This is a genomic window from Gulosibacter sp. (genome assembly GCF_052090685.1).
In the GTDB taxonomy this organism is placed as follows: Bacteria; Actinomycetota; Actinomycetes; order Actinomycetales; family Microbacteriaceae; genus Gulosibacter.
In genome coordinates, this window is sequence record NZ_JBQDBE010000008.1 from 12409 (window position 1) to 38170 (window position 25762).

25 protein-coding genes and 1 tRNA gene are annotated in these 25762 nt (G+C 62.1%); 8 read left to right on the forward strand and 18 right to left on the reverse strand.

The genetic code is table 11. From position 1 onward, the window contains the following. Positions 1-32 precede the first annotated feature (32 nt). The gene (locus tag ACTHXA_RS06675; RefSeq protein WP_441670632.1) at positions 33-1100 is read right to left on the reverse strand and encodes a thiamine-phosphate kinase; all 1068 of its coding nucleotides are present in this window, start codon (positions 1098-1100) and stop codon (positions 33-35) included. Here ACTHXA_RS06675 and ACTHXA_RS06680 point away from each other — a divergent pair. Beyond that, a complete protein-coding gene (locus ACTHXA_RS06680; RefSeq protein WP_441670634.1) occupies positions 1099-1707 on the forward strand; it encodes a DUF3515 family protein in 609 nt (202 codons plus the stop codon). The two genes, ACTHXA_RS06675 and ACTHXA_RS06680, sit on opposite strands and share 2 nt — an antisense overlap. On the opposite strand, the gene ACTHXA_RS06685 is transcribed toward ACTHXA_RS06680, so the two are convergent. The 7 genes from ACTHXA_RS06685 to ACTHXA_RS06715 all read right to left on the reverse strand — a co-directional run bounded on the left by ACTHXA_RS06685 (position 1704) and on the right by ACTHXA_RS06715 (position 9225). Next, the gene (locus ACTHXA_RS06685; protein ID WP_441670636.1) at positions 1704-2822 is read right to left on the reverse strand and encodes a D-alanine--D-alanine ligase family protein; all 1119 of its coding nucleotides are present in this window, start codon (positions 2820-2822) and stop codon (positions 1704-1706) included. The genes ACTHXA_RS06680 and ACTHXA_RS06685 overlap by 4 nt on opposite strands. Then, the gene (locus ACTHXA_RS06690; protein WP_441670638.1) at positions 2822-3895 is read right to left on the reverse strand and encodes an NAD(P)H-dependent glycerol-3-phosphate dehydrogenase; all 1074 of its coding nucleotides are present in this window, start codon (positions 3893-3895) and stop codon (positions 2822-2824) included. Before ACTHXA_RS06690 ends, ACTHXA_RS06685 begins: the two co-directional genes overlap by 1 nt. Beyond that, a complete protein-coding gene (locus tag ACTHXA_RS06695) occupies positions 3892-4659 on the reverse strand; it encodes a lysophospholipid acyltransferase family protein (protein WP_441670640.1) in 768 nt (255 codons plus the stop codon). Before ACTHXA_RS06695 ends, ACTHXA_RS06690 begins: the two co-directional genes overlap by 4 nt. A gap of 4 nt (positions 4660-4663) precedes the next feature. Further along, positions 4664-5986, reverse strand: a complete 1323-nt coding sequence (gene murA / locus ACTHXA_RS06700; protein ID WP_441670891.1) for a UDP-N-acetylglucosamine 1-carboxyvinyltransferase — start codon at positions 5984-5986, stop codon at positions 4664-4666. A gap of 44 nt (positions 5987-6030) precedes the next feature. Further along, the gene (leuD, locus tag ACTHXA_RS06705) at positions 6031-6690 is read right to left on the reverse strand and encodes a 3-isopropylmalate dehydratase small subunit (RefSeq protein ID WP_441670642.1); all 660 of its coding nucleotides are present in this window, start codon (positions 6688-6690) and stop codon (positions 6031-6033) included. Beyond that, entirely contained in the window at positions 6690-8153 is a 1464-nt protein-coding gene (gene leuC / locus ACTHXA_RS06710) for a 3-isopropylmalate dehydratase large subunit (protein ID WP_441670644.1), read from the reverse strand. The genes leuD and leuC overlap by 1 nt, the downstream gene beginning before the upstream one ends. Positions 8154-8388: 235 nt before the next feature. Beyond that, positions 8389-9225 (reverse strand): PP2C family protein-serine/threonine phosphatase, encoded by an 837-nt coding sequence (locus ACTHXA_RS06715; protein WP_441670646.1) that lies wholly within the window; start codon positions 9223-9225, stop codon positions 8389-8391. Between the two features lie 429 nt (positions 9226-9654). Here ACTHXA_RS06715 and ACTHXA_RS06720 point away from each other — a divergent pair, with 429 nt between their 5' ends. Both ACTHXA_RS06720 and ACTHXA_RS06725 read left to right on the forward strand, forming a co-directional pair. After that, positions 9655-9894 (forward strand): addiction module protein, encoded by a 240-nt coding sequence (locus ACTHXA_RS06720; RefSeq protein WP_441670648.1) that lies wholly within the window; start codon positions 9655-9657, stop codon positions 9892-9894. Further along, the gene (locus ACTHXA_RS06725; RefSeq protein ID WP_441670650.1) at positions 9891-10214 is read left to right on the forward strand and encodes a hypothetical protein; all 324 of its coding nucleotides are present in this window, start codon (positions 9891-9893) and stop codon (positions 10212-10214) included. The genes ACTHXA_RS06720 and ACTHXA_RS06725 overlap by 4 nt, the downstream gene beginning before the upstream one ends. 71 nt (positions 10215-10285) lie before the next feature. Here the strand turns inward: ACTHXA_RS06725 and ACTHXA_RS06730 are convergent. Then, positions 10286-10361 (reverse strand) — tRNA-Glu (locus tag ACTHXA_RS06730). A gap of 98 nt (positions 10362-10459) precedes the next feature. Then, on the reverse strand, positions 10460-11269 hold the full coding sequence (locus ACTHXA_RS06735; protein ID WP_441670652.1) for an aldo/keto reductase: 810 nt from the start codon (positions 11267-11269) through the stop codon (positions 10460-10462). A gap of 111 nt (positions 11270-11380) precedes the next feature. Between ACTHXA_RS06735 and ACTHXA_RS06740 the strand changes: the two genes are divergently transcribed. Further along, positions 11381-11851, forward strand: a complete 471-nt coding sequence (locus ACTHXA_RS06740; RefSeq protein ID WP_441670654.1) for a YbjQ family protein — start codon at positions 11381-11383, stop codon at positions 11849-11851. 21 nt (positions 11852-11872) lie between these two features. Beyond that, entirely contained in the window at positions 11873-12790 is a 918-nt protein-coding gene (locus ACTHXA_RS06745) for a hypothetical protein (RefSeq protein WP_441670656.1), read from the forward strand. Positions 12791-13104: 314 nt separating this feature from the next. On the opposite strand, the gene ACTHXA_RS06750 is transcribed toward ACTHXA_RS06745, so the two are convergent. From ACTHXA_RS06750 to treS, 4 genes are all read right to left on the reverse strand, one after another. Then, positions 13105-14151 (reverse strand): LLM class flavin-dependent oxidoreductase, encoded by a 1047-nt coding sequence (locus tag ACTHXA_RS06750; RefSeq protein ID WP_441670658.1) that lies wholly within the window; start codon positions 14149-14151, stop codon positions 13105-13107. A 165-nt stretch (positions 14152-14316) separates the two neighbouring features. After that, complete coding sequence (locus ACTHXA_RS06755) at positions 14317-15363, reverse strand: ATP-grasp domain-containing protein (protein ID WP_441670660.1); 1047 nt, start codon at positions 15361-15363, stop codon at positions 14317-14319. Between the two features lie 85 nt (positions 15364-15448). After that, positions 15449-16888, reverse strand: coding sequence for an LLM class flavin-dependent oxidoreductase (locus ACTHXA_RS06760; RefSeq protein ID WP_441670662.1), 1440 nt, complete (start codon positions 16886-16888; stop codon positions 15449-15451). Positions 16889-17026: 138 nt separating this feature from the next. Further along, positions 17027-19288, reverse strand: a complete 2262-nt coding sequence (treS, locus tag ACTHXA_RS06765; RefSeq protein WP_441670664.1) for a maltose alpha-D-glucosyltransferase — start codon at positions 19286-19288, stop codon at positions 17027-17029. A gap of 311 nt (positions 19289-19599) precedes the next feature. Here treS and ACTHXA_RS06770 point away from each other — a divergent pair, with 311 nt between their 5' ends. Then, the gene (locus tag ACTHXA_RS06770; protein WP_441670666.1) at positions 19600-20790 is read left to right on the forward strand and encodes a Gfo/Idh/MocA family protein; all 1191 of its coding nucleotides are present in this window, start codon (positions 19600-19602) and stop codon (positions 20788-20790) included. A gap of 163 nt (positions 20791-20953) precedes the next feature. On the opposite strand, the gene ACTHXA_RS06775 is transcribed toward ACTHXA_RS06770, so the two are convergent. Further along, entirely contained in the window at positions 20954-22297 is a 1344-nt protein-coding gene (locus tag ACTHXA_RS06775; RefSeq protein ID WP_441670668.1) for an NtaA/DmoA family FMN-dependent monooxygenase, read from the reverse strand. A gap of 209 nt (positions 22298-22506) precedes the next feature. On the opposite strand from ACTHXA_RS06775, the gene ACTHXA_RS06780 reads away from it, so the two are divergent. Both ACTHXA_RS06780 and ACTHXA_RS06785 read left to right on the forward strand, forming a co-directional pair. After that, positions 22507-22833, forward strand: a complete 327-nt coding sequence (locus ACTHXA_RS06780; RefSeq protein WP_441670670.1) for a PadR family transcriptional regulator — start codon at positions 22507-22509, stop codon at positions 22831-22833. Continuing rightward, the gene (locus ACTHXA_RS06785; RefSeq protein ID WP_441670672.1) at positions 22830-23453 is read left to right on the forward strand and encodes a DUF2812 domain-containing protein; all 624 of its coding nucleotides are present in this window, start codon (positions 22830-22832) and stop codon (positions 23451-23453) included. Before ACTHXA_RS06780 ends, ACTHXA_RS06785 begins: the two co-directional genes overlap by 4 nt. 24 nt (positions 23454-23477) lie before the next feature. Here ACTHXA_RS06785 and ACTHXA_RS06790 read toward each other — a convergent pair whose 3' ends face one another. From ACTHXA_RS06790 to pdxS, 3 genes are all read right to left on the reverse strand, one after another. After that, positions 23478-24023 (reverse strand): HdeD family acid-resistance protein, encoded by a 546-nt coding sequence (locus tag ACTHXA_RS06790; RefSeq protein ID WP_441670674.1) that lies wholly within the window; start codon positions 24021-24023, stop codon positions 23478-23480. 174 nt (positions 24024-24197) lie between these two features. After that, positions 24198-24839 carry a pyridoxal 5'-phosphate synthase glutaminase subunit PdxT gene (gene pdxT / locus ACTHXA_RS06795; RefSeq protein WP_441670676.1) on the reverse strand — a complete coding sequence of 214 codons (642 nt, stop codon included), beginning with the start codon at positions 24837-24839 and terminating at the stop codon, positions 24198-24200. Then, positions 24833-25759 carry a pyridoxal 5'-phosphate synthase lyase subunit PdxS gene (pdxS, locus tag ACTHXA_RS06800; RefSeq protein WP_441670678.1) on the reverse strand — a complete coding sequence of 309 codons (927 nt, stop codon included), beginning with the start codon at positions 25757-25759 and terminating at the stop codon, positions 24833-24835. Before pdxS ends, pdxT begins: the two co-directional genes overlap by 7 nt. Positions 25760-25762 lie beyond the last annotated feature (3 nt).

The window sequence follows — 25762 nt, forward strand, 5'->3', positions numbered from 1 at the left end:
CCCCTGAACGAAGCACGAATCATTACCTCGAATTACTGCATGCCGACGTAGGGGTCCCAACCCTCGGGTTTCGCGGGTTTGCCGCTCACGAGCACGGATGCTTCGCCTCGTTCAAGCACTCGGCCCACCTGGCGGAAGGGTTCCGGAAGGTCGCGGTTCGGTGGAAACGTCGCGAGCAATGAGTGGTCCTCGCCGCCGCCGAGCACGAGTCGCTGTGCGAGTTCCCGAGCTTGCCTGCCGACAAGACCGAGTGCTCGTTCCAGCGCCGGCACGAGATAATCGAGGTCCGCTGCCACCGCAAAATCGTCAAATTCAAGTGTGACGCCGCTCGCTTCTGCCATCCGCGTCGCGTCCAGCAGCGGCCCGTCGGAGAGATCCATCATCGCGGAAGCGCCTGCCTTCGCAGCCAGCATTCCGGCATAGAGCGGCGGTTCGGGAGCCAGCTGGGCGGCAATCAATCCGTCGGCGGCCACGTCATCGAATACCGCTGGCACAGCGTTCCCCTGTGCGAACAGCAATCGGAGGCCCGCCGCGGCACGACCGAGGTCCCCCGCGACCGCGACCACATCGCCCGGTCTCGCGCCCGAACGCAACACGGGAGCCAATCCATCCATCGAACCAAAAACGGTAACCGCGATGGTGACCACCGGTGAGGTCGCCAGGTCTCCGCCCACCACACCGCAGGTTGCGGGGGCCAGGCGTTCGAGACCGATCGCGAATCCATTGGCGAGCCGTTCGACAAATTCCACGGTGGTGTCCCGCGGCACGGCAAGTGCGATCACGAGCCCGGTCGGCCGTGCGCCCATTGCGGCAATATCGGCGAGATTCGACGCGACTGCTTTTCGCCCGAGGTGTTCGGGTGTGGACCAATCGAGATTGAAGTCGGCACCTTCAATCATGGTGTCGGTGGAGATCACCACGCGCTCGTCGGGTGCAGAAATTACCGCGGCGTCATCGCCCGGTCCGAGGAGGGATTTACCCATCGGCATATGGACGAGCAGGCGCCTGAGGGTTTCACGCTCTCCCGCTTCGGCGACAGTCAGGGAGAGACTCGATTGGTGAGTGAGGTCCACGGCGTCACGATACCCTGGAGGGGACATGTCACGCCGCATTCTGCGCGTTTTCGCGCCAACTCTCATACTTGCCGCCACCGCACTGAGCGGCTGCTCCGGTCCTACTGGTCCTTCCGTGCCGATGCAGCCGGCGGAATTCGCCGGAGCGGCCGAATGTGCCGAGGTCACGGTTCGGCTCCCCGAAACGGTGGATGACCTCGAGCTGCGGCTCACGAATGCGCAGGCAACTGGCGCCTGGGGCAATCCGGCAGCGGTACTCCTGCGCTGCGGCGTGGCATCTCCCCCGCCGACCACCGACCAGTGCCTCAGCGTGGACGGTATCGATTGGATTGAGGATGACTCCCAGGCCCCGACCTACCGCTACACCACCTACGGCCGCACGCCGGCGGCCGAGGTCATTATCGATTCCTCCACCGGTGTCTCCGGACTCACAACGCTGATCGACCTCAATGAAGCGGTGAGCTACCTCCCGCAAACCGGCCAGTGCCTCGGTGCCGAGGACGTGTTGGGTGTCCCCGGATTCAGCGATGAGGATGCGACCGAGGCGCCGGCGACTACTGCGCCCGAAAGTACAGACCCCCAGAGTACGAGTCCCGAGAGCACAGCTCCCGAGATGGCGACGCCAGCTCCCTAACCTCGCGAAATCGCGACGTCGATCAGCTCAGTAATGAGCTGATCGTAGGGCAAACCGGATTCTTGCCAGCAGCGCGGGAACATCGAAATCGGAGTAAATCCGGGCATCGTATTGACTTCGTTGACGAGGAATCCCTGATCGTCGAGGAAGAAGTCAACGCGCGCGAGGCCTTCCGCACCCAGTGCTTCAAACGCGCGAATCGCGAGCTCCTGCGCTTCGGCGAGCTGCGCATCCGTCACCTCTGCCGGGCAGCTGAGCCGAACCGCGGTGTCGTCCAGATACTTGGCGGCAAAGTCATAGAACTCGGCGGTGTCAATGATGATCTCACCGGCTACCGAGGCGCGCGCACGCTCGCCCCTTCGTGACCCGAGCACGGCAATCTCAATTTCGCGACCATTAATGCCCTGTTCGATGAGCACGTGGTCGTCTTCTGCCAGACCCACGGCCATCGCTTCAGCGAGTGCCTCGGGCTGCTTCACCTTGGAGACACCCACGGAGGAACCCGCACGCGCTGGCTTCACGAATGCGGGATATCCGATCTCTGCTGCAACCCGCTCGGTCACGGCAGCCGCATCCTGAGCCCACTCGTGGGCATGCACTGTGAATCCGGGTGCGACGCGCAAGCCCGCCGCTTCGAGCAGGATCTTGGTGTAGTGCTTGTCCATTCCGGCTGCGGAGGCAAGCACCCCGGAGCCAACAAACGGCAGGTCGACGAGTGAAAGCTGCCCCTGAATCGTGCCGTCTTCCCCGTACGGCCCGTGCAGGATGGGGAACACCACGTCGATGTTTCCGAGCTGATCGAAGCTGCCGTCGGCGCGGCTGATCGAAATGCGCCGGTGTTGGGCCGAGTCGGGCAGGTGGATGCGCGTCCCATTGTCAACGACTTCCGGCAGGTTGTCGGGGTTAAGCCGGAACTTCTCCGGGTCGTCCTCTTCGAGGACCCACACACCTTCGCGCGTGATTCCGACCGGGATGACACGGAAGCGTTCACGATCGATTGCGGCAAGGACGCCGGCAGCCGTAGCGCAGCTGATCTGGTGTTCGCTTGATCGGCCACCGAATAGCACCACAACGGTGGTCAACTCTTCTGGACTGTGCTGTGCGGAATCGGTCATCATTCTCCCCGCGGACTTTCGTGGTCGGTGGCTAGGTGTGGTGCGAGATCGGTCGGATGCATCTTGCCGGCAAGCACATCCGCGATTTGCTGGACAATTGGCATCGGCACCGAGCGTTCGCGTGCCATGAGCAGAATCGAATCGACCGAACGCAGCCCTTCGGCGGTCTGCTCCATGCGGCTATTCACATCCTGATAGCTGTAGCCCTGGCCGAGCAGTCGACCCGCGGTGAAGTTTCGCGAGAGGGGCGACATACAGGTCGCGATGAGGTCGCCCATCCCCGCGAGGCCCATCATCGTTTCGCGGGATGCGCCCATGGCGACTGCAAAGTCGGTGATTTCGGCGAGGCCACGTGTCATGATCGAGGCCTTGGTGTTCTCGCCGAAGCCAACACCGTCCGAGATACCGATCGCGATGGCGATGAGGTTTTTTAGGACCCCGCCGAATTCGGTACCCACCACATCCTGGTTCACGAATGAGCGCAGGTACTGATTGCGGGCAACCTGGGCTACTCGCACCGCGAGCTCTTCCGATTCGCTTGCGACCACGATGGCGGTGGGTTCCTCGCGCGCAATCTCGAGTGCAATATTTGGACCAGAAGCGACGGCTACCTGGTCGGCTGGCAGCCCCGAGACTTCCCGAATCACTTCGCTCATGCGTTTTCCGGTCGAGCGCTCAACACCCTTCATGAGGCTCACGACGACGGCATTGGAGCGCAGGAACGGCCGAAACTCTTCGAGGTTTTCGCGGGCTGACTGCGCTGGTACCGAGAGGAAAATAATGTCCGCCGGCGCAATGGCTTCTTCGATCTCGCAGGTGGCGTGGATGCGGTCGGGCAGGTTGATGCCGGGCAGGTACGCGGTATTGCGGTGTGCTTCGTTGATTTCTGCGACCTGGTCGGGTCGACGAGCGATCAGGGTCACATCGCGACCACCATCGGCCACCACCTTCGCAAAGGTAGTTCCCCAGTTGCCGCCGCCGACCACAACAATGCGCTCGCCGGCCTGCCGCTCACCGTTGTTGTCGAGTGCGGGCAACGTGATTGGTGAGGTGGCCGGATACCACTCGGTCACGGGGTGACCTCGTTCGGCATCCCAAACTCACTCTGACCGTAGTCGGCGGGGTTGTAGAGTTCCGCCGGTGCTTTCGCATCGCGAATCTCTTCCACGAGCGACGTGATCTCCCGCATGATTTTCGTGGTGGCACCGTCGACGGCGCGCTTCGAATGGTACTTGCCCTCAAATTCACTGAGGTCAACTGGCTCACCGATCACCATCTTGATCGGCGCGCGCCAGCGAAACCGAAACCGCTTCTCAAACCGTGGGACCACCGCGTGGGCACCCCAGGTTGCGATCGGAATCACCGGAACCCCCGACTGCATCGCCAAGCGGGCGGCACCAGTCTTGCCCCGCATCGGCCACATTGCGGGTTCGCGAGTGAGTGTCCCCTCGGGGTACACGATGACGGTACCGCCAAGTTCGCCGAGCTTATTCGCTGCCTTCATTGAGTCGGCCTTAGTGCGCGAGCGCGAGCGTTCCACGGGAATCTGACCGCTCTTGTGCAAGAGCCAGCCGACGACCGGAATCTTGAACAGCGAAGCCTTGGCCATGAACCGTGGCTTCCGACCGAGCTTCCACACGCCGTAGCCAACCACTACCGGATCGATATCCGAGTAGTGGTTGGGAGTGAGGATATACGGCCCCTCAGCCGGCAGTGTGCCCTTGATGTCGTATTTGAAGAGGACACTCAAGGGAGGCACGGCGATTCCGGCCATAAGCCAGAAAATTGAGGGTCGACGCTTTTCGGGCGGTGTTCTGCGCCGAGACTCGTCTGCCACGTACCTAGCTTTCGACGGTGAAGTCAGCGCCGAGAGTCTCCAGCTTCACGAGGAAGTTCTCGTACCCGCGGGCGATAATCCCAACGTTGGAAACACGCGATACGCCATCGGCCATGAGCGCTGCGATGAGATGGCTGAAGCCGCCACGCAGGTCAGGGACGACGATTTCGGCGCCGTGCATCTGCGTCGGCCCAGAAATGACCGCCGAGTGCACAAAGTTTCGCTGACCGAATCGGCATTTTTGACCACCGAGGCATTCTCGGTGGAGCTCGATTGTCGCACCCATCTTGACCAGTGCATCCGTAAACCCGAAGCGCTGCTCATACACGGTTTCGTGCACGATGGACACGCCGGGAGCCTGCGTCAGCGCGACCACGAGTGGCTGCTGCCAGTCCGTCATGAAGCCGGGGTGAACATCCGTTTCGATCACGACTGGCTTGAGCGCATCGCCCGGGTGGGTAAAGCGAATGCCGTCGTCGTGGATCTCGAAGTGGCCGCCAGCCTTGCGGAACACGTTGAGGAAGGTAAGCATTTCGGACTGCTTCGCGCCGCCCACAAAAATGTCGCCCTTAGTGGCGAGCGCCGCTGCGGCCCAGCTTGCTGCTTCGTTCCGGTCGAAGATCGAGAAGTGGTCGTAACCACCGAGTCGGTCGACTCCCTCAATGCGGATCACGCGGTCAGCATCCACGGAAATAATGGCACCCATTTTCTGGAGCACATTGATGAGGTCCAGAATTTCGGGTTCGGTCGCGGCGTTCGAAATCTCGGTCATTCCCTGGGCGCGCACTGCCGTCAGCAAGACCTGTTCCGTCGCACCAACCGATGGGTAATCAAGGTTGATCTTCGCGCCGCGCAGCCCGTTCGGGGCCGTCAGCCGGATGCCCTCGGGTAGCTTGTCGACTACCGCACCAAAGGAGCGGAGCGCCGAAAGGTGGAAGTCAATTGGTCGGTCACCGATGCGGCAGCCACCGAGGTCTGGGATGAAGGCCTCGCCGAGCTGGTGCAACAGCGGTCCACAGAACAGAATCGGGATGCGGCTCGAGCCCGCGTGCGCGTTGATCTCAGCCATGTGCGCGATCTTGACCTTCGACGGGTCAAGGTGCAGTTCGCCCGCTTCAATATCGCGTTCGATCTTGACGCCATGGACGGAAAGGAGCCCCGCGACGACGCGTACATCGGAGATGTCGGGGACGTTGCGCAGCACGCTCGGTTGGTCGCCTAAGAGCGCCGCAACCATTGCCTTCGTGACGAAGTTCTTGGCGCCGCGGACTTCAAGGCGGCCGTTGAGCGGCTGACCGCCGTTGAATGTGATGGTCTCGGCGTTCACGCCAACAAATTTCGTGGCCTGCGCGGAATCCGAATTAGTAGTGGTCACTCGCGGGTACCTCCCGACAGTTCAATAAGTTCTCCAGCGAGGGTACCCGGCTCGGTATCGGCAAGTGCCGGAATCGTCTTGGGCATCCATGCTGGTCGGCTGCGTTCAAACGCAGTTATGGCGTCCTCATCGCGAAGCGTGAGGGCGATATCGTCAAGCCCCTCCATGAGGCGCCAACGCGTATAGTCATCAATCTCAAACGAGAAGCTTACGTCACCAATCGACACGGTTTTGTTTTCGAGGCTCACCTGGGCTTCAACTCCGGGGTTCGCTTCGATGGCCTGCCACAGCTGCTCAATTTCGTCTTCTTTGAGCACACCGACGAGTAGGCCCTGTTTCCCAGAGTTGCCGCGGAAGATTTCGCCGAAGCGGGAGCCGAATACGGCGCGGAAGCCGAAGTCCTTGAGCGCCCAGACTGCGTGCTCGCGGCTGGAGCCGGTGCCGAAGTCGTGCCCGACGACAAGGACTTTCGGGTTCGCGTACGCGGGCTGGTTCAGGATGAAGTCCGGGTCCTGTCGCCAGCTCGAGAAGAGCGCGTCCTCGAAGCCGGTCTTCGTCACTCGCTTAAGGAATACGGCGGGGATGATTTGGTCGGTATCGACGTTGGATCGGCGCAGCGGCACCGCAGGCCCGACAATGTTATTGATCTTTTCCATTAGGCAACCGCCTCTGCATTCTGTTCGTCGGAAACCCGGTCGAGGTCTGAGGGGCTCGACAGCGTACCGCGAATCGCGGTGGCTGCGGCAACGAGTGGCGACACCAGGTGTGTGCGGCCGCCCTTACCCTGGCGTCCCTCAAAGTTTCGGTTCGAAGTGGATGCGCAACGCTCCCCGGGAGCGAGCTGGTCCGGGTTCATTCCCAAGCACATTGAGCAGCCGGCGAAACGCCACTCGGCGCCGAAGTCCTTCACAATCTTGTCGATGCCTTCAGCTTCTGCCTGCAGGCGGACGCGAGCTGAGCCCGGAACCACCATCACGCGCAGGCCCTCGGCCATTTTCTGGCCATCGATGATGCTCGCAAAAGCGCGGAGGTCTTCGATGCGCGAGTTCGTGCACGAACCCATGAACACCGTGTCGACCTTAATCTCCTTCATCGGAGTTCCCGCTTCGAGGTCCATGTACTCAAGTGCGCGGGATGCGGCACTCTTTTCGCTCGGGTCGCTGAAGTCTTCGGGAGCCGGCACGGCGCTCGACAGCGGGACGCCCTGACCCGGGTTGGTGCCCCAGGTCACAAACGGCTCGAGCGCATCCGCATCGATATAAATCTCGGTGTCGAACTCTGCGCCTTCGTCGGTGCTCAGGGTGTTCCAGTATTCGACTGCCTCGTCCCAATCCTCACCTTGGGGAGCGTGGGCCCGGCCCTTGAGGTACTCATAGGTGGTCTCGTCAGGAGCAACCATGCCCGCTCGGGCGCCCGCTTCAATGGACATATTGCAGATGGTCATGCGACCGTCCATCGACAGCGATCGGATCGCCGAACCACGGTACTCGAGCACGTAGCCTGCACCGCCACCGGTACCGATCTTCGCGATCACGGCGAGAATGATGTCCTTCGCAGTCACTCCTGGGCGGAGCGTACCGTCCACATTGACGGCCATGGTTTTGAAGGGCTTGAGCGGCAGGGTTTGCGTGGCCATCACGTGTTCGACTTCGGAGGTTCCGATACCGAAAGCCATCGCACCGAATGCGCCGTGCGTGGAGGTGTGCGAGTCACCGCACACCACGGTGATGCCCGGCATAGTCAGCCCAAGCTGCGGCCCGACGACGTGCACGATGCCCTGCTCGCGGTCGCCGAGCGAGTGCAGGCGGACGCCAAATTCTTCCGCGTTGCGGCGCAGGGTCTCGATCTGCGTGCGCGAGGTGTCATCCGCAATGCGATTGAGGATGTCGACCGTCGGGGTGTTGTGGTCTTCCGTTGCGATCGTGAGGTCGGTGCGACGAAAAGGCCTGTCGGCCTGACGAAGACCGTCAAAGGCCTGCGGGCTCGTGACCTCGTGCATGATGTGGAGGTCGATGTAGATAAGGTCCGGGGTGCCGTCCTCGCCACGCTTTACAACGTGCGCATCCCATACTTTTTCTGGCAGCGTTTTGGGCGCAGATCCCTTGATATTGGTCGTCATTTCTTGGCAGTTCTCCTGATCGAGAGGGCGGGAGCGGGTGCATTTCGGTGCTCTCATAGCCCAGCACTCGGGTGCTGCCAATGGTAACACCGGGGCTCAATACCCTATTCCCCTGCGGAGTTCCCCGATGAAGAGTTGGAACATTCCGTGCGGTGCCCTGCCGATCCTCGAACGTTTAGCGGATTGGTTGGTTCACGCAGGCGCGAGCGACTTCACACCAACGCGAGCGAGAGAACTATTCGCCAGCGGGCGTTTCGACGCCCTCGCGTCCGAGTGCATTCGACTCGAGTGCCACGACGCTCACGTTGTCGCGCCCGCCAAGGCGAACTGCGAGGTGGACGAGGGTTTCTGAGAGCGAGGTTTCGGGCGCTTCGGCAAGCATGTAGGTGCGGATCGTGTCCGAAATGAGGCGGTCGTCGAGTTCTTTCGTGAGGCCGTCCGAGCACACCACGAATACCTGGTGCCCCTGTACCGGCATGAGCCACAGGTCAGTATCGATGTCGGGTTCGGAGCCGACCGCACGGGTGATGACGTTTCGGTCTGGGTGAACGAGCGCTTCTTCGGCAGTGATCACGCCGAGCGACACCAGTTCTTGGACCGCCGAGTGGTCGACCGTGATCTGCACAACATCGCGACCATTCCACCCGTACACCCGCGAATCACCGATGTTGAAAATCATCCAGTGCGGGGCAACATCCGCGTCGTCGTTCGGTGCCACCTCGACGAGCGCGATCCCTGACAGTGTTGTGCCCGCGACTGCGCCGGGGCCGTCTTCCTCGGTGACAAGCTGCTGAACGCGCTTATTCGCTTCGTCAATAGCGCGGAGCACCTCGGCAGGATGCGTGGGGGCAGCCTCGGTGAAGTGGTCGTCGAAGGCTGCAACGAGTTCTTGGCTCGCGCGATCGCCGTATGCGTGGCCACCCATGCCATCGGCAACGAGGAAGACCGGGGGCCTAGCGAAGACCGAGTCTTCGTTCACTGCGCGAACAGCTCCGACATCGCTCGCCACAGAGGCCCGCAGCTCGAGTTCGCCCGCGCAGGTCGCGACGGTCGCGTTGACCTCAGTAGTCACTGGTCCCCCCTGTTTTTCGTACCGGGCAACTCTACCTGCTCGCTCAACGTGGAACGAGTCCCGCGCCAAGACAATTGCGGCTGCGATATTAACACTCGTGAAACAACGCGCGGCGCAGGCGGGAAAAGTGCTGCCCCGTTGCCTCGATGCCCCGCTGCCCCGATGCCCCGCGTCCCCGCTGCCCCGCCTCGCCGCATCGCCGCATCCCCGCATCCCGCAGCCCCGCATCCTTCGAACACCGCTAACCTCGATACCACACACCCCGATACCACCGAAAACGCGGTTTACTACTTTCGTGAAAGTGGTAAACCGCTCTTTCGGTAGTCCTTCAAGAGTTATAGGGGCACCTCAACCCGCCCGATCAACAGCGGGCTGAGACTGCAGCGAACTTTACCGCCGAAAGTCAGGCCTCAGCGGTAGAATTTCGGCATGACACCAAACCTCGCAGATTACATCGCAGCGGGCCGAAACCTCTCTGCGGATGAGCGCGAGATTGCGGCTCTTGCCCTCCAACAGATCAGTGACGCCGAGCAAGCGGAAGTCGACGCCGCATGGGATGAAGAGATAGAAGTTCGGGTAGAAGAGTTTCTGACTGGCAAGGTCGAACTCGTTGATGGCGAAGAAACCCGCCGTATAGCCCGTGCAATGTTGGCGGCTCGCCGCAAGTGAGCCTGTTGCGCTGGCGCGAGCACCCCGCCGCTCGCGAGGAATATCTCGACGCCCTCGCATCGCACGACGACCAGGAATCCGGGCTGGGCGACCGCTTGGCGGATGACCTCGACAACGGCGTCGACTTCATCAGAGAGTGGCCAGATTCCGCGCCGCTCTATCGTGGTCACCAACGCAGCCCTCGTCTTCGCCTCAAGGGCACCGTTGTATTCCCCTACGGCATCATTTTCTTTGTCCGCGACGATGAAGTTGTCGTTGTCGCTTACGCGCACGAGAGACGCCGCCCTGGATACTGGCGAAAGCGACTCAAAGACCTCTGAACGCTTCGGGTCTCGAGACGTGCAGCTGAGACAAACAAAGCCCGAATCTTTCGATCCGGGCTTTGTCAGGTTGGTGACCCCAGCGGGATTTGAACCCGCGCTGCCGCCGTGAGAGGGCGGTGTCCTAGGCCGCTAAACGATGGGGCCGCGCTGACAACTCCACTATCCTGCCACAGCATTCAATTCAAAGTCAATTTGGAGTTTGTTCAGCTTGAGAAACTCCAGGTGGTACCGGAGTTTCTGCGCTACCGTTCGTCGCGCGTGCGTGGGTCAAAGTCCCCGAGCCCTCGCTGCGGAAGCGAGGAGATCTTGGTCATCTCCTCAGCGGTCAGTTCGATTTTGACAGCCTCGAGGTTCTCTCGCTGACGCTGTGCATTCGTCGACCGCGCAATGGGCACGATCCCAAGCGAGTGGTGCCACGCCAAAATTGTCTGCCCCGTCGTGATGCCACGTGCGAGGGCAACTTCCACCACCGGCTTCGCATTAAGCACTTCCCCACCGCGGGCGAGTGGCGACCAGGACTGCGCTTGGATCCCCCGTGTGGTGAGCTCCGCACGCAGCTCCGGACGCGTGAGTCCGGGATCGAACTGCAATTGGTCAACTGCCGGAACGAGACCCGTCGCCTCCTTCACCGCATCCAGGTGCTCGGGCAAGAAGTTCGATACACCAAGCTCACGAACAAGCCCTTCTTCCTGCGCCAACGCCATCTGCTCGAACGCCTTCGGGTACAGCCCCACCATCGGCAGCGGCCAGTGGATCATCCACGAATCGAGGTACTCGACGCCGAGCCACTCGAGGCTGCGCTCCAGCGCCCCGCGCACATCCCCGTGGTCATGACCGCGCAGCTTCGTCTGCACGAGAATCTCTTCGCGAGGAATCCCGCTTGCCGCGATGGCACGGCCGACTGCCTCCTCGTTTTCGTATTTCGTGGCGGTGTCGATGAGTCGGTAGCCGACTGCGAGCGCCGATTCGACAGCTTTGGTCGCTTCGTCGCCCTTGAGCGGCGACGTGCCAAAACCAATTTGTACGGATGCGAGGTTGCGTTGAGTGGTCATGCTCGCGAGCGTAGCCACGCAGGTTGAGTGCACGGTGAGCCGCGTCATCCGGAGTGCGGATATCTCCCTGATCCAGCACAATTGCGGCAGCTCGCGGCGCACAATTGCCATGTGATTATCGTTACGACGAATGAGATTCCCGGGTTTCGCATCCTCGCCATTCACGGTGAAGTAATGGGGCTGACGGTGCGCGCTCGCGATTTCGGCGCGTCCTGGACCGCGAGTTGGAAGTCGCTTGGCGGCGGCGAGATCAGTGAGTTCACGCAGTTGCTGCACGAGTCGCGGCTCGAAGTGATGGGGCGGATGGTCGGGGATGCACAGCGGCGCGGAGCGAACGCCATCATCGCGATGCGTTTCGATACGAGTGAGATTGCGGGCCAGTGGACCGAGGTCTGTGCCTACGGCACGGCGGTGTCGGTGCAGGCGCTTGGTCCCGAGGAGCCCGGCTCGACGCCGCAGTCAATCGACCTCTGGCAGCGTGACCAGCAGATGCGACAGATGTCTTCGCAGCGGTTCAGCCCGCCCGATGATTTTCAGCCGCGGCCGATGTCGGGACCAGCTCCGCACCAGCCGCCGCAATAGTGGTCCGTTACAGTCACTCTCATGACCGTGCTCATTGATGTGTTCTTGGGGGCGTGTTTCTCCGCCTGCGTCGGTGATCGCCCGCAAATCGGTGACACCGTGGACTGGGAAATAATCGCGCTCGACCCCGCGACCACTCCCGCCAACGCGCATCCTCGATTCATCGAAGAGCACGATGGCATATATCCTCCTGGAGTCCCCGTGGGTCAGGTGCGGGGTCGGGTTACTCGAGTGCTCGGCGTGCAGTATCGGCGGGAGCCCGCTGTGGGATCGCCCGGCTCGTTGCAGGTTGCGGGAGCCGATGTCTTCGACCTCGACCCCGATTACGTGTATCAGGCTGGCGATGAGCTTGCGTTCGGGGTCACTCTTGAGGTTTCGGCGCAGAGTGAGCTGCCTGAGTTCCGGGACTACGACTCCCCCGATCCTGCTCGAGCGAGGCGCGAGGCTGTGGGCATGGCCGATGCGGTCGGCGCGCAGCTGGCTGAACTGTCCGAGCGCGTGCGATCCCAATTCGGGCAAATCGCAGATATCCAAATCGCAGATGGTGGCCGAGCCGTGTCCGTTCGGCCATTCGCCGACCGCGCTTCGGAGGTGCACTGGGAACGAACCGGTCTCGACAGTGCGGGAATCTCAATCCATGCCGGTGAGGGCCATTGGTATGTTGCCGACACAGTGGAATCGGTGTCGGCGCTCTCCGCATTCGTCGACGCGATTGCCGCGGGAAATATTGTTGAACTACTTCGTGGTAAGGGAACGCCGCGGATGCTGTTTGTCACCGAGGTGGTCGCTGATGGCCGCGCATGGACCCATGAACGCCCCGGGCCGACCTTCAACGAGAAGGACGGCACACTCACCACTGCCAGCTACCGACCGATTGATGCCGACAGAATGTCGAAGCTCTGGGGCGCGGGGAAGGATCCCTACCGACCCTGGCGCTAGTGGGTGCTCGCCCAAAGCACGCACCAGGTCGTAAGTACGCGGTGATCGTGGGCGGTACGTCCAGTTCTGCTTGCCAACACGGTTCTCCCCCAACGCAAAAATCCCGATTGGGGTCTGAGCGGAAGAGATGTCGCCTTATCAGGGGACATCGACGGCTCTCAAACCCCAAACGGGATTTCGGGGGAACAGCTGCAGCGTGCGGGCATCGATTGTGTCCGCACGGACGCTAAGCGCAGCGCGGCCCAGCACACAGCGCAGCGCGGCACGCAGCGCGGCCCAGCACACAGCGCGCAGCGCACCACAGAGCGCGGCAGCTACGCGCCGACTGCCTGTCGTTCGCGGTTCACGAGCGGGATGACCTGCTCACCAAAGCGCACGATGTCCTCGGCCGGGTTCCCGAACTGCAAGAGCAGCAGGTCAAGCCCCGCTTCCTCGAAGGCGAGGATGCGCTCGGCAACCTGCTCAGGCGTACCGACGAAGTTCGGGCGCAGGCCGCGGTTCGACACCGAGTAGTCCTCGAGCGAGACGTTGACGTTGAGCTGCGACTTGGAGATGAAGTCCTGGTAAGACTCGTAGCCCTTTGATCCCTCGGAGACGTTGGTAATGCGCTCGTACTCGGCGCGCGCCTCTTCCTCGGTATCGCGGACAATCACGAACGCCGCCATGCCGTAGTTCGCGAACGGCTCGAGACCGGCGCGCTCGCGACGACCGCGCATGTCTTCGATCTTCTCGCGCAACTCTTCGACCGTGCCACCGTGGGTCACGTAGGAGTCGGCGTAGGTGGTGATGGATGCGCGGCCCGCCTCAGACTCGCCACCCGCGAAGATATGCGGGGCTGGCTGCGGCTTGGGCTCAAGGTAGGTGTCCTTGATCTGGATGTGCTTGCCATCGAAGTTCACCGGCGACTGGTTCCAGAGAGCCTTGAGCGCGTGCACATACTCGGCAGTGAACTCGTAGCGGTCGTCGTGCTCGGGGAACTCGATGCCGTACTGGCGTGCTTCCTCGGCCCACCAACCGGACACGATGTTGAGGCTAAATCGACCGTTCGAGAGGTACTGCTGGGTCGCGGCTTGCTTCGCCGCGAGCTGCACCGGTCGGTGGTAGATCGGTCGAATGGCAGCCATGATCTCGAGTGTCTCGGTGGATGCGACCAACGCCGAGGCGAGGGTCCACGCATCCAGCACCGGACCCTCATTGCCCTTGATGTCGCTGAGATTCAGTTCGGGAACGAGCGTGATGTCGAATCCGACGCGCTCGGCGTCCTGCGCGATCTGACGCTGCGCGGGGAGGTCAAAAGCGAACGTGTCGTCGACGTTTCGCAGCCAGCTGTCGGTGATCGCGGTCCAGTAACCAAAACGCATTGTGAGATCTTCTTTTCTTGAGTTGGAGGATGAATATTGTGGTTGGCCCGAGCTGGCGCGGTCGGGACTCGAAGGCGCGGGAGCCGGGTGGGATTCACTTGCGAGCAACAGACCGGAGGGATGAATCGGTGAGGTTCAGGGCTGAGCGGGCCGAACTGGTGCGGCTCAGACCTGAGCGGGCTCGGCGAGTGCGGCAAGCTCTCGGCCGAGGGCCCGTGCAACGGCGCGAGCACCGGACACCTCGAGCGAGGCCTCAACATCGGGGTTGTAGTTCGTGTTGGTGTTCACGTCGTAGACAATCACGCGGCCGTCGGCAGTTTCAAAGAACTCAATGCCTGCAACTTCGATCCGCTGCTCCGCAAGGAACGCAACAAGCTTCTGGATGAGCGGCGTCTCGGCAGTGATTTCGGGACGGATGCGGAACATCCCGCTGTCTGCCGGCACATCGCAGGCGGCTGCCGCTGCCACGAAACCGCCGATTTCGGCAGATGCGACGGTGAGGTTGGCGAGGTCGATCGATGCGCCTTCGGTCTCCGGCACCGCGCAGGCTTCGGCAGGGCACAGCTCGAAGCTGCCCGCGGAGGTGTCCACGCGAACCGCATAGAGGAATTGGCCGTCGACGAACTCGGCGCGCGTAATGAACGGCTCTGCGGTCTGCACATATTCCTGCAGCAGCGTGATTCCGTCAATGGGCTCTTCGAACTCGCTCGAGGCGACGTACTCGTCGAATTCCTCGTAGCTGTCGAAGCGGCGCACACCGAGGCCCTTGCCACCCTGATTGTGCTTGGTGATGAATGGGAGGTCGAACTCGCGAGCCCGCTCGACCAGCGCATCCTTACCGAACACGGCCACGGTCTTGGGTACGTCGAGGCCGGCGGCTGCGAGCGCCGAGTGCTGTGCGACCTTCGAGACCTCAAGTTCGAGCACCTGCGAACCGTTCACGACCCGGCGGCCGTGTGACTCGAGCCAGCGAAGAATCGCACGCGCGTACTCTTTCGCGTGCTCGTTGCCGCGGGTGTGTGAGGATGCGCTGAGTCGGGACCAGAAGACACCCTGCGGTGGTTCGGCACCGAGGTCAATCGAGCCACTCGTGAGTTCAAGTTCGCGAACCGGAACACCTTCCGCCTCGAAACCGGTGCGAAGCGCCGGGAGCCACTCGGGGTTTTCGTGGAGGATGTAGACCGCTGGGGCGTCCTGGTTCTCGATCGTCATGTTCCTCAGTTTCCTTCCGATGCACGGATTCTGCAATCTCGAGCGTCACAATTCGTATACAACCGCGTTCCGCGTGTCACGCCGCTCAGTGCTGCAGTTGCTCTGCCGTGTCGAAGCGCGAGGGCAGGATACCGTCGAGCGCACTCTGGGCGTTCGCGTAAGCACCGCGGTACTGTGCCGCGGGGTGCGAGTCCTTCACGCGAACCTGGCCCTCGCCTTGCAGTGCTTCGCGCAGTGTCGAACCGGTGTACTCGGTCTGCGCGCGGCCGCGTCGCTGCAGTTCGGGCACGACGTACTCGACGAGGTCCTCGAAGGTTCCCGGAGTGATTGCGTAGGCAAAGTTAAAGCCGTCGATGCCGCCTTCATCAACCCAACGTTCCAGTTCGTCAGCAACGGTGGTGGGGCTACCGACAATGACCGGGCCCATACCGCCGATTGCGCGCTGCTTGACGATGTCGTCCACCGTCCATTTGCGGTCGGGGTCGAGGGTTGTCAGCGACGCGAGCGCCGAACGCAGGCTGTCGTTGTCCACGGCTTCGAGTATCTGTTCGGGGTCGAACTGCGAGAAGTCGAGGCCCGTCCAGCCGCCGTAGAGCGCGAGCACGCCCTCAGGGGATGCGTATTCCAAGTATTCGCGGAACTTCGCCTCGGCCTTTTGGTCGGTCTCGTCGACAATGACTGTCACGAGCGCGAAAATCTTGACGTCATCGCGCGAACGACCTGCTTCCTCGGCGAGGTCGCGAACCGAGTCTGAAATTACCCGGGCGCCCTTGGGCGAAGCCGGCGAAATGAACACGCCTTCGCCGTGCTTCGCGGCGAATCGCTGGCCGCGAGGCGAGGCCCCGGCCTGGAAGATTACCGGCGTGCGCTGCGGCGAGGGTTCGGTGATCGCAATGCCCGGGACCTTGAAGTACTTGCCTTCGTGGTTGATCGGGTGCACCTTGGACGGGTCGGTATAGACACCACGCTCTCGATCGAATACGACCGCATCCTCTTCCCACGAGCCTTCCCAAAGCTTGTAGGTGACGTCGAGGAACTCTTCCGCGATCTCGTAGCGGTCCGCGTGCGCGAGCTGCTTGTCATAGCCCAGGTTGACGGCCGCGCTATTGAGGTAGGAGGACACGACGTTCCACGCGACTCGGCCCTTGGTGAGGTGGTCAAGCGTCGCAAACTTGCGTGCGAGGTTGAATGGCTGGTCGTAGGTCGTCGCCGAGGTGACGCCGAAACCGAGGTGCTTCGTGACCGCTGCCATGGCGGGCACCTGGAAGAACGGGTCGTTGACCGGGGTCTGGTCCGCATCCCGAAGTGCCGAAGAGACCGAGTCGCGATACACGTCGTAGGTACCCAGCACATCCGCAATAAAAATGGAGTCGAAGCGACCACGCTCAAGCAGCTGTGCGAGGTTCGTCCAGTATTCGAGGTCCTTGTAGCGGTGCGCCTGACTGTCAGGGTGGCGCCAGGTGCCCGAAGACTGGTGCGAGACGCACGTCATATCGAATGCGTTGAGGATGATTCGGTTCGCCAAGTTGCTGCTCCGTCCGTTCCGGCCCGGCAAGGTACGGGGCCACGTTCAGTTGCAATGCAGTCTTCCCTGATTTCGACGTCAGGTTAAGTGCGAGCGCCTCCGGGCGTCACATTCCTGAATAAGACGTAACAAATCGACTCACATCGCATTCAACTCGATGATTGGGATCGCGGAGGTCGGCACATCCTCATTGCCAATGATGAAGAACTGGAATTCGTGTGGCGCAAGACTGACCGGGAAGCTGTGGAGATCATCCACCCGACCGATCGTCTCTTTATCGATTGCGCTCGACACGAGCCGTCGCGGCGGGAGTTCTTCCGAACGGATGGTGCCCACGATCGGCCGGTTCGCGAAATTGAGCACCGTGATCTGCAGCGGCGCCTCGACGGCCGACGGGTCGCCATCATCGAGTCGGTGAACGAGCACGAGGAGTCCCGGATCCGACACATCCGGCACATCAACCTGCGTGGCAAAGGGCAGTCGGTATCGCTCACGCAAGGTGATGAGTTCGGACAACTGCCGAGCGAAGGATTCTTCATCCTCCAGCTGCTCTGGCAGCGGTGCGTAGAGCGTCTTGGCACGAGGGAGCCCGGCCCGCGATTCGGATGCGTCGGGGTTCACCCCGAGCAGATCGATGGCACCGCGCTCGATCCAGCGCGTGTCACCGCCCTCGATGAGATGGGCAACGGATTCCTTGGGCACCGTGAGGGCGCCCAGCATGTCCCAGGCCGAGAGCGCAAACGCACCGGGCTGCCAGGCGTTATACGCGGCCAACAGCAGATGCGCACGCTTCACCGCTTCGGCCGCCTCGCCTTGGACCTGGTCGAGGGCAGTGACGCCGAGGGATGCGGCGGCCACGGTCGACATCGTGCAGGCAATGCCGTTCGTGGTGAACACGAGGTTGTAGTCGATCCCGTGTCCGGTAAGTGCCTGGCCCAGTTCGCTGCGGATCGTGCGCGCGAGTTCCGCGCCGGTGACCACCTCGTCGCGGAACTCATACTCGTCATCCATGTGTCGCGATTCCCAGTGCACCAGCTCGTAGGTGAGTTCGTCGTGGTTCTGCATACCGTGGATGAGACTGACCGGTTGGATGCCGGCCTCGAGTGAGGTGCGCAGGGCCAGTCGCAGGAATTCGGTGTCGCCGGTGAGAAGCGCATGCTGGTAGCCGGGCCGGGTGATGAAGTCGTAGGAGAGGTCAGCCCCGGCGAGCCCCGCATCCCGAATATCTTCGATCGTGAGGTTGAGTTCCTGGAAGGAGAAGCCGCCAACCTTGCGGATCATGCTCGCAATGAACTGGTTCGCGGCGTGGGATAGCGGGTGACCTTCGGACCACGCGGGCTGACCGTCATTGCCCCGCTCTGCCGCGAGGAATCCGTTCGCGTCGAGTCGCAGTGCGCTCGCACCAAGGTCGCCGAGCGAGTGCAGGGCGTCGCCGGTCACGAGCCGCATTGCCGAGAACGTGGGGTCGAGCCAGTTCAGTGTGGGCTGGCCCTCCTTGAAATAGTGCAGGTAGACCCAGCGGCGCACTTTGCCTTCAACACCGAGCACCTCCCGCGTCGCGCTCCAGTTCGTTTCTTTGACGCCGGGCTCGTAGAAGATCACGCGCTGCAGCGAACCGATGATGTGCCCCTTTTGCGTGAGCTGTGCTTCGGCAGCGGGGCTGAGATTGACCGAATCGCCGCCCTCGGGCACTTCCGGCAAAATATCCCAGTCCTCTTCCGGGATTTCGATCATGTGGTAGATGCCGGGATAGTCCTTATAGGCCATTTCGGCGAGGCGGAAGTCGGCTCCCTTACCGGTGTGTCCGGGCACAATGTCATCGATGATGATGCCGCCGAAACGGTCCGCGATATCGGCGAGGTGTTGAAATTCGGCTTCATTGCCAAACTCGGCGGCGATGCGGGTACTGATGCGGTCGAATTGACCGTCCACGCTGGGGGTGGACTGCCAGCCGATGAGCCCGCCGGCCTTCTTCGTCGGGCCGGTGTGGATTGCGCCAATCCCAATCGTGTCGAAGGCCTGCCAGAGGTCTTCGTGCGAAATGGTGGCGATGAAGGATTCTTCCTCGCGGGTGATGAGCGCGGCGGGATAGGTGGTGAACCAGACGGATGCGGCCGCGAGTGCTCGACGCGGGTCGGGCATGGCGTAGGTGTTTCGCCACATGCTTGAGCGGCCGGAAAGCCCGCGGCCGATAACGCTCGCATCCCCGAGCATCGATTGGCGCTTGAGCCATTCCACATACGAAGGATTGCCGCCGTCGGCCTTGAGTGGGTCGGCGAACTGGTGTTGGATGCGGCTGACGCCCAGACCCTCGCGCGGCCGGCTCCACTTGCGGCGTTTGGGTTTGGCTTCTCGCTGGTTCGGGTTGTGCTGGTTCGGGTTGTTGGAATCGAATTCCACTCGTTTACCTCCAGATTGTCCCCGTCAAATTCTTGGTACGGGTTTTAGCGTACGGAGGGTAAATCTGTACGACTTTGAGGTTGGACCGTTCCAAACCCAGCTATTGGGCGGATTGTCAAGTTTCCGCGCTCGATTGGGCCTGCTCGAAAGCCGCTGTCGCCCGGAAACTCAAGCGAAAACCGCCCTCAAATTCATTTGACATGACATATTTACATCCATAGGCTCATCTTCATTGGGGCGCGATTCCTTTCGACCTCATCACCGCACCGGCGCCGTGATTAGGCCCGGTCTTCACCGTCTTAGGAGGACACATGAGCACCAAGAGCATCGGAGTCGCAGTCATCGGCGCCGGAATGGCTGGGAAAGCCCACGCCGCCGCGTACCGCAGCGCATCCGCTATTTACGACAGCACCCTCCCCGAGATTCGACTGGTGTCGGTTGCCGACGTATTCGAGCCCATCGCTGAAACCACGGCGAAGCGCTACGGCTTCGAGCGACACGACACCACCTGGCAGGCCCTCGCCGAGGCCGATGACATCGACGTGGTGAGCGTGGTGGTCGCCAACCGCCTGCACCGCGAAATCGTCGAAGGCCTGCTTGCCGCGGGGAAGCACGTCCTCTGCGAGAAGCCGCTTTCGGACACCCTCGAGGACGCCGAGGCAATGGTTGCCGCCGCTGAGAACGCTGACACGATCGCTCGAGTGGGCCTGACCTTCCTCCGCCAGCCGGGCATTGCCTATGCGCAGCAGCTCATTGACTCCGGCCGCCTTGGCCAGGTTTACCACGTGTCGGCAAGCTACCTCACCGACTACGCCGCCGACCCGCAGGCAGCCATCGCCTGGCGCTACAAGGGACCAGCCGGTTCCGGCGCCCTCGCCGATGTCGGTAGCCACCTCTCGTACCTCATTGAGGCACTTGGCGGACCGGTCGAGTCGGTCAGTGGCGGCACGCTCAGCACCGTGATCACCACGCGCCCGAAGCCCATCGGCAATGTGGTTGGCCACGAGCGCGGTGAGGTCTCAACCGAGCGCGAAGCCGTGGAAAACGACGACTATGCGGCGTTCAACGTGAAGTTTGTCAACGGCACCGCCGGCAGCTTCGAGGTCTCCCGCGTCGCAGTCGGCCACCCGAATGGATTGTCCTTCGAGGTGTTCGGCGAGAAGGGCTCGCTCAAGTACAACTTCGAGCGCCCCAGCGAAATCTCGGTGTTCCTCCTCGATGAGGACCCCGCAAACGCCGGTTTCCGCACCGTCATCCTCGGCCCGAACCACCCCTACTGGAAGAACGGCCACGCCATGGACGCCCCCGGTGTCGGTGTCGGCCAGAACGAGGGCTTCGTCTATCAGGCTCGCGCCTTCCTCGAAGAGGTTGCCGGTATTCCGGAAGCGGAATCACTCCCCCGCGTCCCGAGCCTCGAGCAGGGCTTGCGCAATATGCGCCTCCTTGACGCCGTCGCGCAGTCGGCCGCGCAGAATGGTGCCGCAGTAGCGCTCGGTGAATAGGACGAATCGCCACCATGTCTGAACTGCGCCACAGCATTCTGAGAACGCCTTGCGTTCCGGATGCTGTGGTGCAGTTTTGCGCTCCTGCTCGAGAATCGGTGCCCGCAGACCAAGCCTGACCTCGGTCCTGGCGCGAGCGCTGCCTTGACGCGAGCGCAGCTCGCTATTTGACCGTCAGCCCGAGCAGCTCGCGCAATGTGGCGTGCTCGGGGTACTGCTCGCGCATGGCGCCGCGGCGCTGCAGCTCCGGCACGAGTTCGGCCGCGATGCGGCGAAATTCGGCACGATTACTTACCTGCATAATGAAGCCATCGGCCGCACCGGCGGTCTGCCAAGCGAGCATTTCATCAGCGATCATCTCGGCGGTACCCGCGAAGATGAGCCGGTCGCGACCGAGCAGTCGCTCAACCGAGGCACCCAAGGTGTTCCCTGCATCCTGATCTGCTGCGAGATGCTCCGAGAGCCACGTGCCCTCGTTCACGTGGCCGCGCGCGAGATCGTGATCGGTGATGAGGGATGCATCGCCCGGTTCGACCGCGCGCTCAATCGCTCGCGAGACGCGGCCGCGGAGCTCGTCGAGCGCGCCGTGACGCAGGAGGTAGTCGCGACGGGCGCTCGCAGCCTCCTCAGGATTGTCCGCGAGCGCGATCATGACCTTGATGAACAGCTTCGGGTCGGGCCGTTCGTGGCCACCGGCATTCGCGATATCGGATGCGGCCTGCCGGATCCCCTCCCGGTAGTCGAGTGCATCCGCGACGGTGGTCTGCATCCCGAAGACACAATCAGCGGTGGCTGCCGCGAGCGCCCGACCGGGCGCCGAATGACCGGCTTGGAAGATCACCGGTTCCCCCTGCACCGAACGCTCGATGTTGAGCGGCCCCGCGACCGAGAAAAATTCACCGCGGTGATTGAGCAGGTTCACCCGGTTTTGCTCAAGAAAGCGACCGGTCTCGCGATCGCGAGGGAACGCATCCGCCTCATAGGTGTCCCAAAGCCCGCGAATCACCTCGATTGCCTCAGCGGCGCGCGCATAGCGAGTGTCGTGATCAAGTTGGTTGTCGAGCCCAAAATTCTTGGCGGCGCGATCCCCCAACGAGGTCACCACGTTCCAACCCGCTCGACCCCGACTGAGGTGATCGAGCGACATGAGCATCCGCGCGAGGTTATAGGGCTCTTGGTAGGAGGTCGAGAAAGTGCCCACCAGCCCGATGTGTTCGGTACTTGCCGCGAGGAAGGACAGCGCCGAGAGCGGTTCCACGCGGGAGAGATAGTGCGCGGGTCCGTCGAGGTCAGCGAACACTGCGTCGGCAATGAAAACAAAGTCAAAGGTCGCGGCTTCGGCGATGCGTGCGACCTCGCGGTACCAGTCCGGGCTCACGGATGCGTTGGTGGGCTCGGTGGGGTCGAGCCAGGCACGCTCGTCGTCGGGCGCTCCGGATGCGGTGAGCATGGCTCCGAGATGCAGGGTCGGTGATTGCGATGGCCGCGTTTCGGCGGAGTTGATCATTCGTTTATTGTCGCACCACCGCCCAGCCGCGGCAGGCAGCTCATCGCGAGACATATTCCGCAAGTCACCCTGCGCTCAAGCTCGCCGCACAAGAGCACGCTGCATCTCCCTGGACGCTTGCTGGAAAACCGATGCTATTCAGTTGCACTGAGTATCGCTCAACTGTACAGTTGCACGTAATAGTCAGTCAGACGATATAGGAGGTTGAGATGAGCAGACACCCGCTACTGCCACTCACCGAAACCACGTTCTACATCCTGTTGGCACTGATGCAGCCAGCACATGGATACCTGATCATGTCGCGCGTCGGCGAGATGAGTGCGGGCCACGTGCAAATGGCCCCCGGAACGCTCTACGGAGCGCTCGAAAACCTTCTCAAACAACAGCTCATCATGCGCGTTGCGAACGAAGACGCCCGCCGCAAGGTCTACCAACTCACCGATGCCGGGTTCGAAGCGCTCGCTGCCGATGCGCAACGAATGACTCACCTCGTCACCACGTTCGAGCACCTGAAGAATGGGAGCACCACATCATGAAAAAATTTCGAGTCTTCACCAATTTTGACCATGAAGAGGCTTGGCTCAATGACATGGCGCAGCAAGGCCACATCCTGCAGCACGCCGGATTCCGATATGAGTTTGCACAGCTACCGGAAGGCTCCGCCGCTCCGGTCATTCGCGTGGACTATCGCCCAGAAATGAGCGAACAGGATCACACGGACTACGTGACGCTCTTTGAAGACGCGGGCTGGCGCCACCTCGATGGCAGTAGGAAGGGCGGTGCACAGTATTTCGCGCAGCACTCACCGAATGCCGACGCCGAGATCTTCTCCGATGCCGAGTCAAAGGCAAAGCGCTATCAGCGCGCAATTGCTGCGCGCTCGACCGCGCTGTTCGTGCTGGTGATTGCGGCGGTGATCTTGCTGCAATCCGGCAACCTATTCACCTCGCCAGCGTCCTGGTACCTCACCCCTGGGATCTGGGAGATGGAAGGAATCGAATTCGTGAACGCCTTCGCTTTCGAATCGATCTTCGTGTTCTTCCGCAATATCCTGCCGATCCTGATCATCGCCCTGTGCGCAGTGCTGTTGTGGCAAACCGCGCGACAGTACCTCCTCATGCGGCAAGGGAAGCGACTCGCTCGCGACGCTGCGTAAGTCAAGGCAACTTACGCAAGCAACCTAATTGCGACCGAGTTGAATTGCCCGAACGATCTGAGCGATGCCGAGTACTACAAACGAGATTCCGAGCATCCACCACAGCGCCACAATGTAGAAGGGCGACAGCACGAGCATGACTCCGGCAATGATGCTGAGGGCGGCGAAGATTCCGGTCCACAGTTTCGATTCGGCGCCCTTCAGCGTGAGGAATGCGACGATGCCCTCGAAGATCCACATGGTGCCGATCACGATGCCGAGCATCAGTGCCAGCCAAACTGTCGTGGCACCAAGGTTCAGGAGCGCGACAGCACCAGCCACGAGGAAGAGCACCCCGAGAAGGAGGTGGCCGATGCGTGACAGCCAGCCTCGATCACCCGCGCGAACGCCGAGACCGATATAGACCAGCCCCATAATCACCGCGTAGATACCGAAGATGATGGCCACGACCATGGCCGTCTTTCCTGGCCACACCAAAATCAGCACACCGACAATTGCGGCGAGCAGGCCGCCTAAGCCGAGTGCGGCGCGAGCACCCTTGGGGATTTGTGGCGAAGTTTCGGTAGACATGGTGAGTCCTTTCAGAATCCGCAATCGCACTGTGTCGGCGTCGCTACATCGGCGCCGTTGTGCGGGGTGTCGCCATCCGCGATCCGGGGCACTTTGAGCGTACGTCGCTCGGGCTGACTCTACCGGGCTCACTGCGCACTGATTTGTGTAACTCGGTGCGTGATTGCGCGTGCGCTACTCGCGCCGCATCCCGAGCAGCCGTCGATGCAGTGTCGTATCCCCGGTGAGTTCAGGGTGAAACGAGGCTCCGAGGATGCTTCCCTGTTCGACGCCGACAAGCTCACCTTCGTAGGTGGCCATTGGCCGAGCATCCGTGTGGTCGATGGACACAATTCTCGGGGCCCGGATGAAGGCCGTGCGAATTTCGCCCCACCGGGTCGAAAGCAGGGTTTCAGCGGATTCCCGCTGTGCACCGAATGCGTTTCGGTCTACGGTGATGTGGAGCCCACCGAGGGTCTGCTGCCCCGCGGCTGGATTCTGTAGTCGGTCTGCAAGCATGATGAGTCCCGCGCAGGTGCCCAAAGTCGGTAACCCGCTCCCGATGAGTTCGCGCAGCGGCTCAGCCAGCTCGAACATGCGACAGAGTCGGTCGATCACGGTCGATTCGCCACCCGGGATGATGAGCGCGTCAATGCGCGCGCCATCCGGACCGAGCAGGTCACCAGGTTTCCGCACCGCTACCGCGCGAGCATTGACGGATTCCACCAGGGCGACGTGCTCACGCACGCCACCCTGGAGGGCCAGCACACCGACTCGTGGTGAATTCCTGAGGAGTTCAATCCCCGCGGTGACGCTGGCAGGATCGAGACCTACCATCCGCGCTCGGCGAGGCGGTGCGGCGCGGGCAGGTCGGCGACGTTAATGCCGACCATGGCTTCGCCGAGGCCGCGCGAGGCTGCGGCGATCGCATCCGGGTCGTCAAATTGAGCGGTCGCACGGACAATTGCGGCGGCACGCTTGGCAGGGTCGCCCGACTTGAAGATTCCCGAGCCGACGAACACGCCGTCGGCACCCAGCTGCATCATCATCGCCGCATCCGCCGGGGTCGCGACGCCACCCGCGGTGAAGAGCACAACGGGCAGTTTGCCGTGCTCGGCAACATATTGCACGAGCCCAATCGGCGACTGCAGATCTTTCGCTGCGGCGTAGAGCGCTTCGGGCTCAACGGCGTGAAGCGCTTGCAGTCGAGCAATTTCTCCGCGAATTGTGCGGATGTGCTTGGTCGCCTCGGAGACATCGCCGGTGCCAGCCTCGCCCTTCGAGCGGATCATCGCCGCACCTTCGGCGATGCGGCGGAGTGCCTCGCCGAGATTGGTGGCGCCACACACGAAGGGCACGGTGAAAGCCTGCTTGTCGATGTGGTGCACGAAGTCCGCGGGGCTCAGCACCTCGGACTCGTCAATGTAGTCAACGCCGAGCGACTGCAAGACCTGTGCCTCGACAAAGTGACCGATGCGCGCCTTAGCCATCACCGGAATCGAGACGGTGTCGATGATCGCGTCAATCAGGTCCGGGTCGCTCATTCGGGCAACGCCGCCCTGTGCGCGAATGTCTGCGGGCACACGCTCGAGCGCCATCACCGCGACGGCACCGGCATCTTCGGCGATGCGGGCCTGTTCGGGGGTCACGACGTCCATGATGACGCCGCCCTTGAGCATGTCGGCGAGGCCAGACTTCACGAGTGGGGTACCGGTCTCGGCGTTGAGGGGCTTAGATTCTTCAGCTGCATTAGTCATGCG

Bases quoted from the DNA above. Each gene is read 5' to 3' on its own strand.
- ACTHXA_RS06680 (WP_441670634.1), top strand. From the start codon at position 1,099: ATGTCACGCCGCATTCTGCGCGTTTTCGCGCCAACTCTCATACTTGCC.
- ACTHXA_RS06675 (WP_441670632.1), bottom strand. From the start codon at position 1,100: ATGTCCCCTCCAGGGTATCGTGACGCCGTGGACCTCACTCACCAATCG.
- ACTHXA_RS06685 (WP_441670636.1), bottom strand. From the start codon at position 2,822: ATGACCGATTCCGCACAGCACAGTCCAGAAGAGTTGACCACCGTTGTG.
- leuD (WP_441670642.1), bottom strand. From the start codon at position 6,690: ATGGAAAAGATCAATAACATTGTCGGGCCTGCGGTGCCGCTGCGCCGA.
- leuC (WP_441670644.1), bottom strand. From the start codon at position 8,153: ATGACGACCAATATCAAGGGATCTGCGCCCAAAACGCTGCCAGAAAAA.
- ACTHXA_RS06720 (WP_441670648.1), top strand. From the start codon at position 9,655: ATGACACCAAACCTCGCAGATTACATCGCAGCGGGCCGAAACCTCTCT.
- ACTHXA_RS06735 (WP_441670652.1), bottom strand. From the start codon at position 11,269: ATGACCACTCAACGCAACCTCGCATCCGTACAAATTGGTTTTGGCACG.
- ACTHXA_RS06745 (WP_441670656.1), top strand. From the start codon at position 11,873: ATGACCGTGCTCATTGATGTGTTCTTGGGGGCGTGTTTCTCCGCCTGC.
- ACTHXA_RS06750 (WP_441670658.1), bottom strand. From the start codon at position 14,151: ATGCGTTTTGGTTACTGGACCGCGATCACCGACAGCTGGCTGCGAAAC.
- ACTHXA_RS06755 (WP_441670660.1), bottom strand. From the start codon at position 15,363: ATGACGATCGAGAACCAGGACGCCCCAGCGGTCTACATCCTCCACGAA.
- ACTHXA_RS06770 (WP_441670666.1), top strand. From the start codon at position 19,600: ATGAGCACCAAGAGCATCGGAGTCGCAGTCATCGGCGCCGGAATGGCT.
- ACTHXA_RS06775 (WP_441670668.1), bottom strand. From the start codon at position 22,297: ATGATCAACTCCGCCGAAACGCGGCCATCGCAATCACCGACCCTGCAT.
- ACTHXA_RS06780 (WP_441670670.1), top strand. From the start codon at position 22,507: ATGAGCAGACACCCGCTACTGCCACTCACCGAAACCACGTTCTACATC.
- ACTHXA_RS06785 (WP_441670672.1), top strand. From the start codon at position 22,830: ATGAAAAAATTTCGAGTCTTCACCAATTTTGACCATGAAGAGGCTTGG.
- ACTHXA_RS06790 (WP_441670674.1), bottom strand. From the start codon at position 24,023: ATGTCTACCGAAACTTCGCCACAAATCCCCAAGGGTGCTCGCGCCGCA.
- pdxT (WP_441670676.1), bottom strand. From the start codon at position 24,839: ATGGTAGGTCTCGATCCTGCCAGCGTCACCGCGGGGATTGAACTCCTC.
- pdxS (WP_441670678.1), bottom strand. From the start codon at position 25,759: ATGACTAATGCAGCTGAAGAATCTAAGCCCCTCAACGCCGAGACCGGT.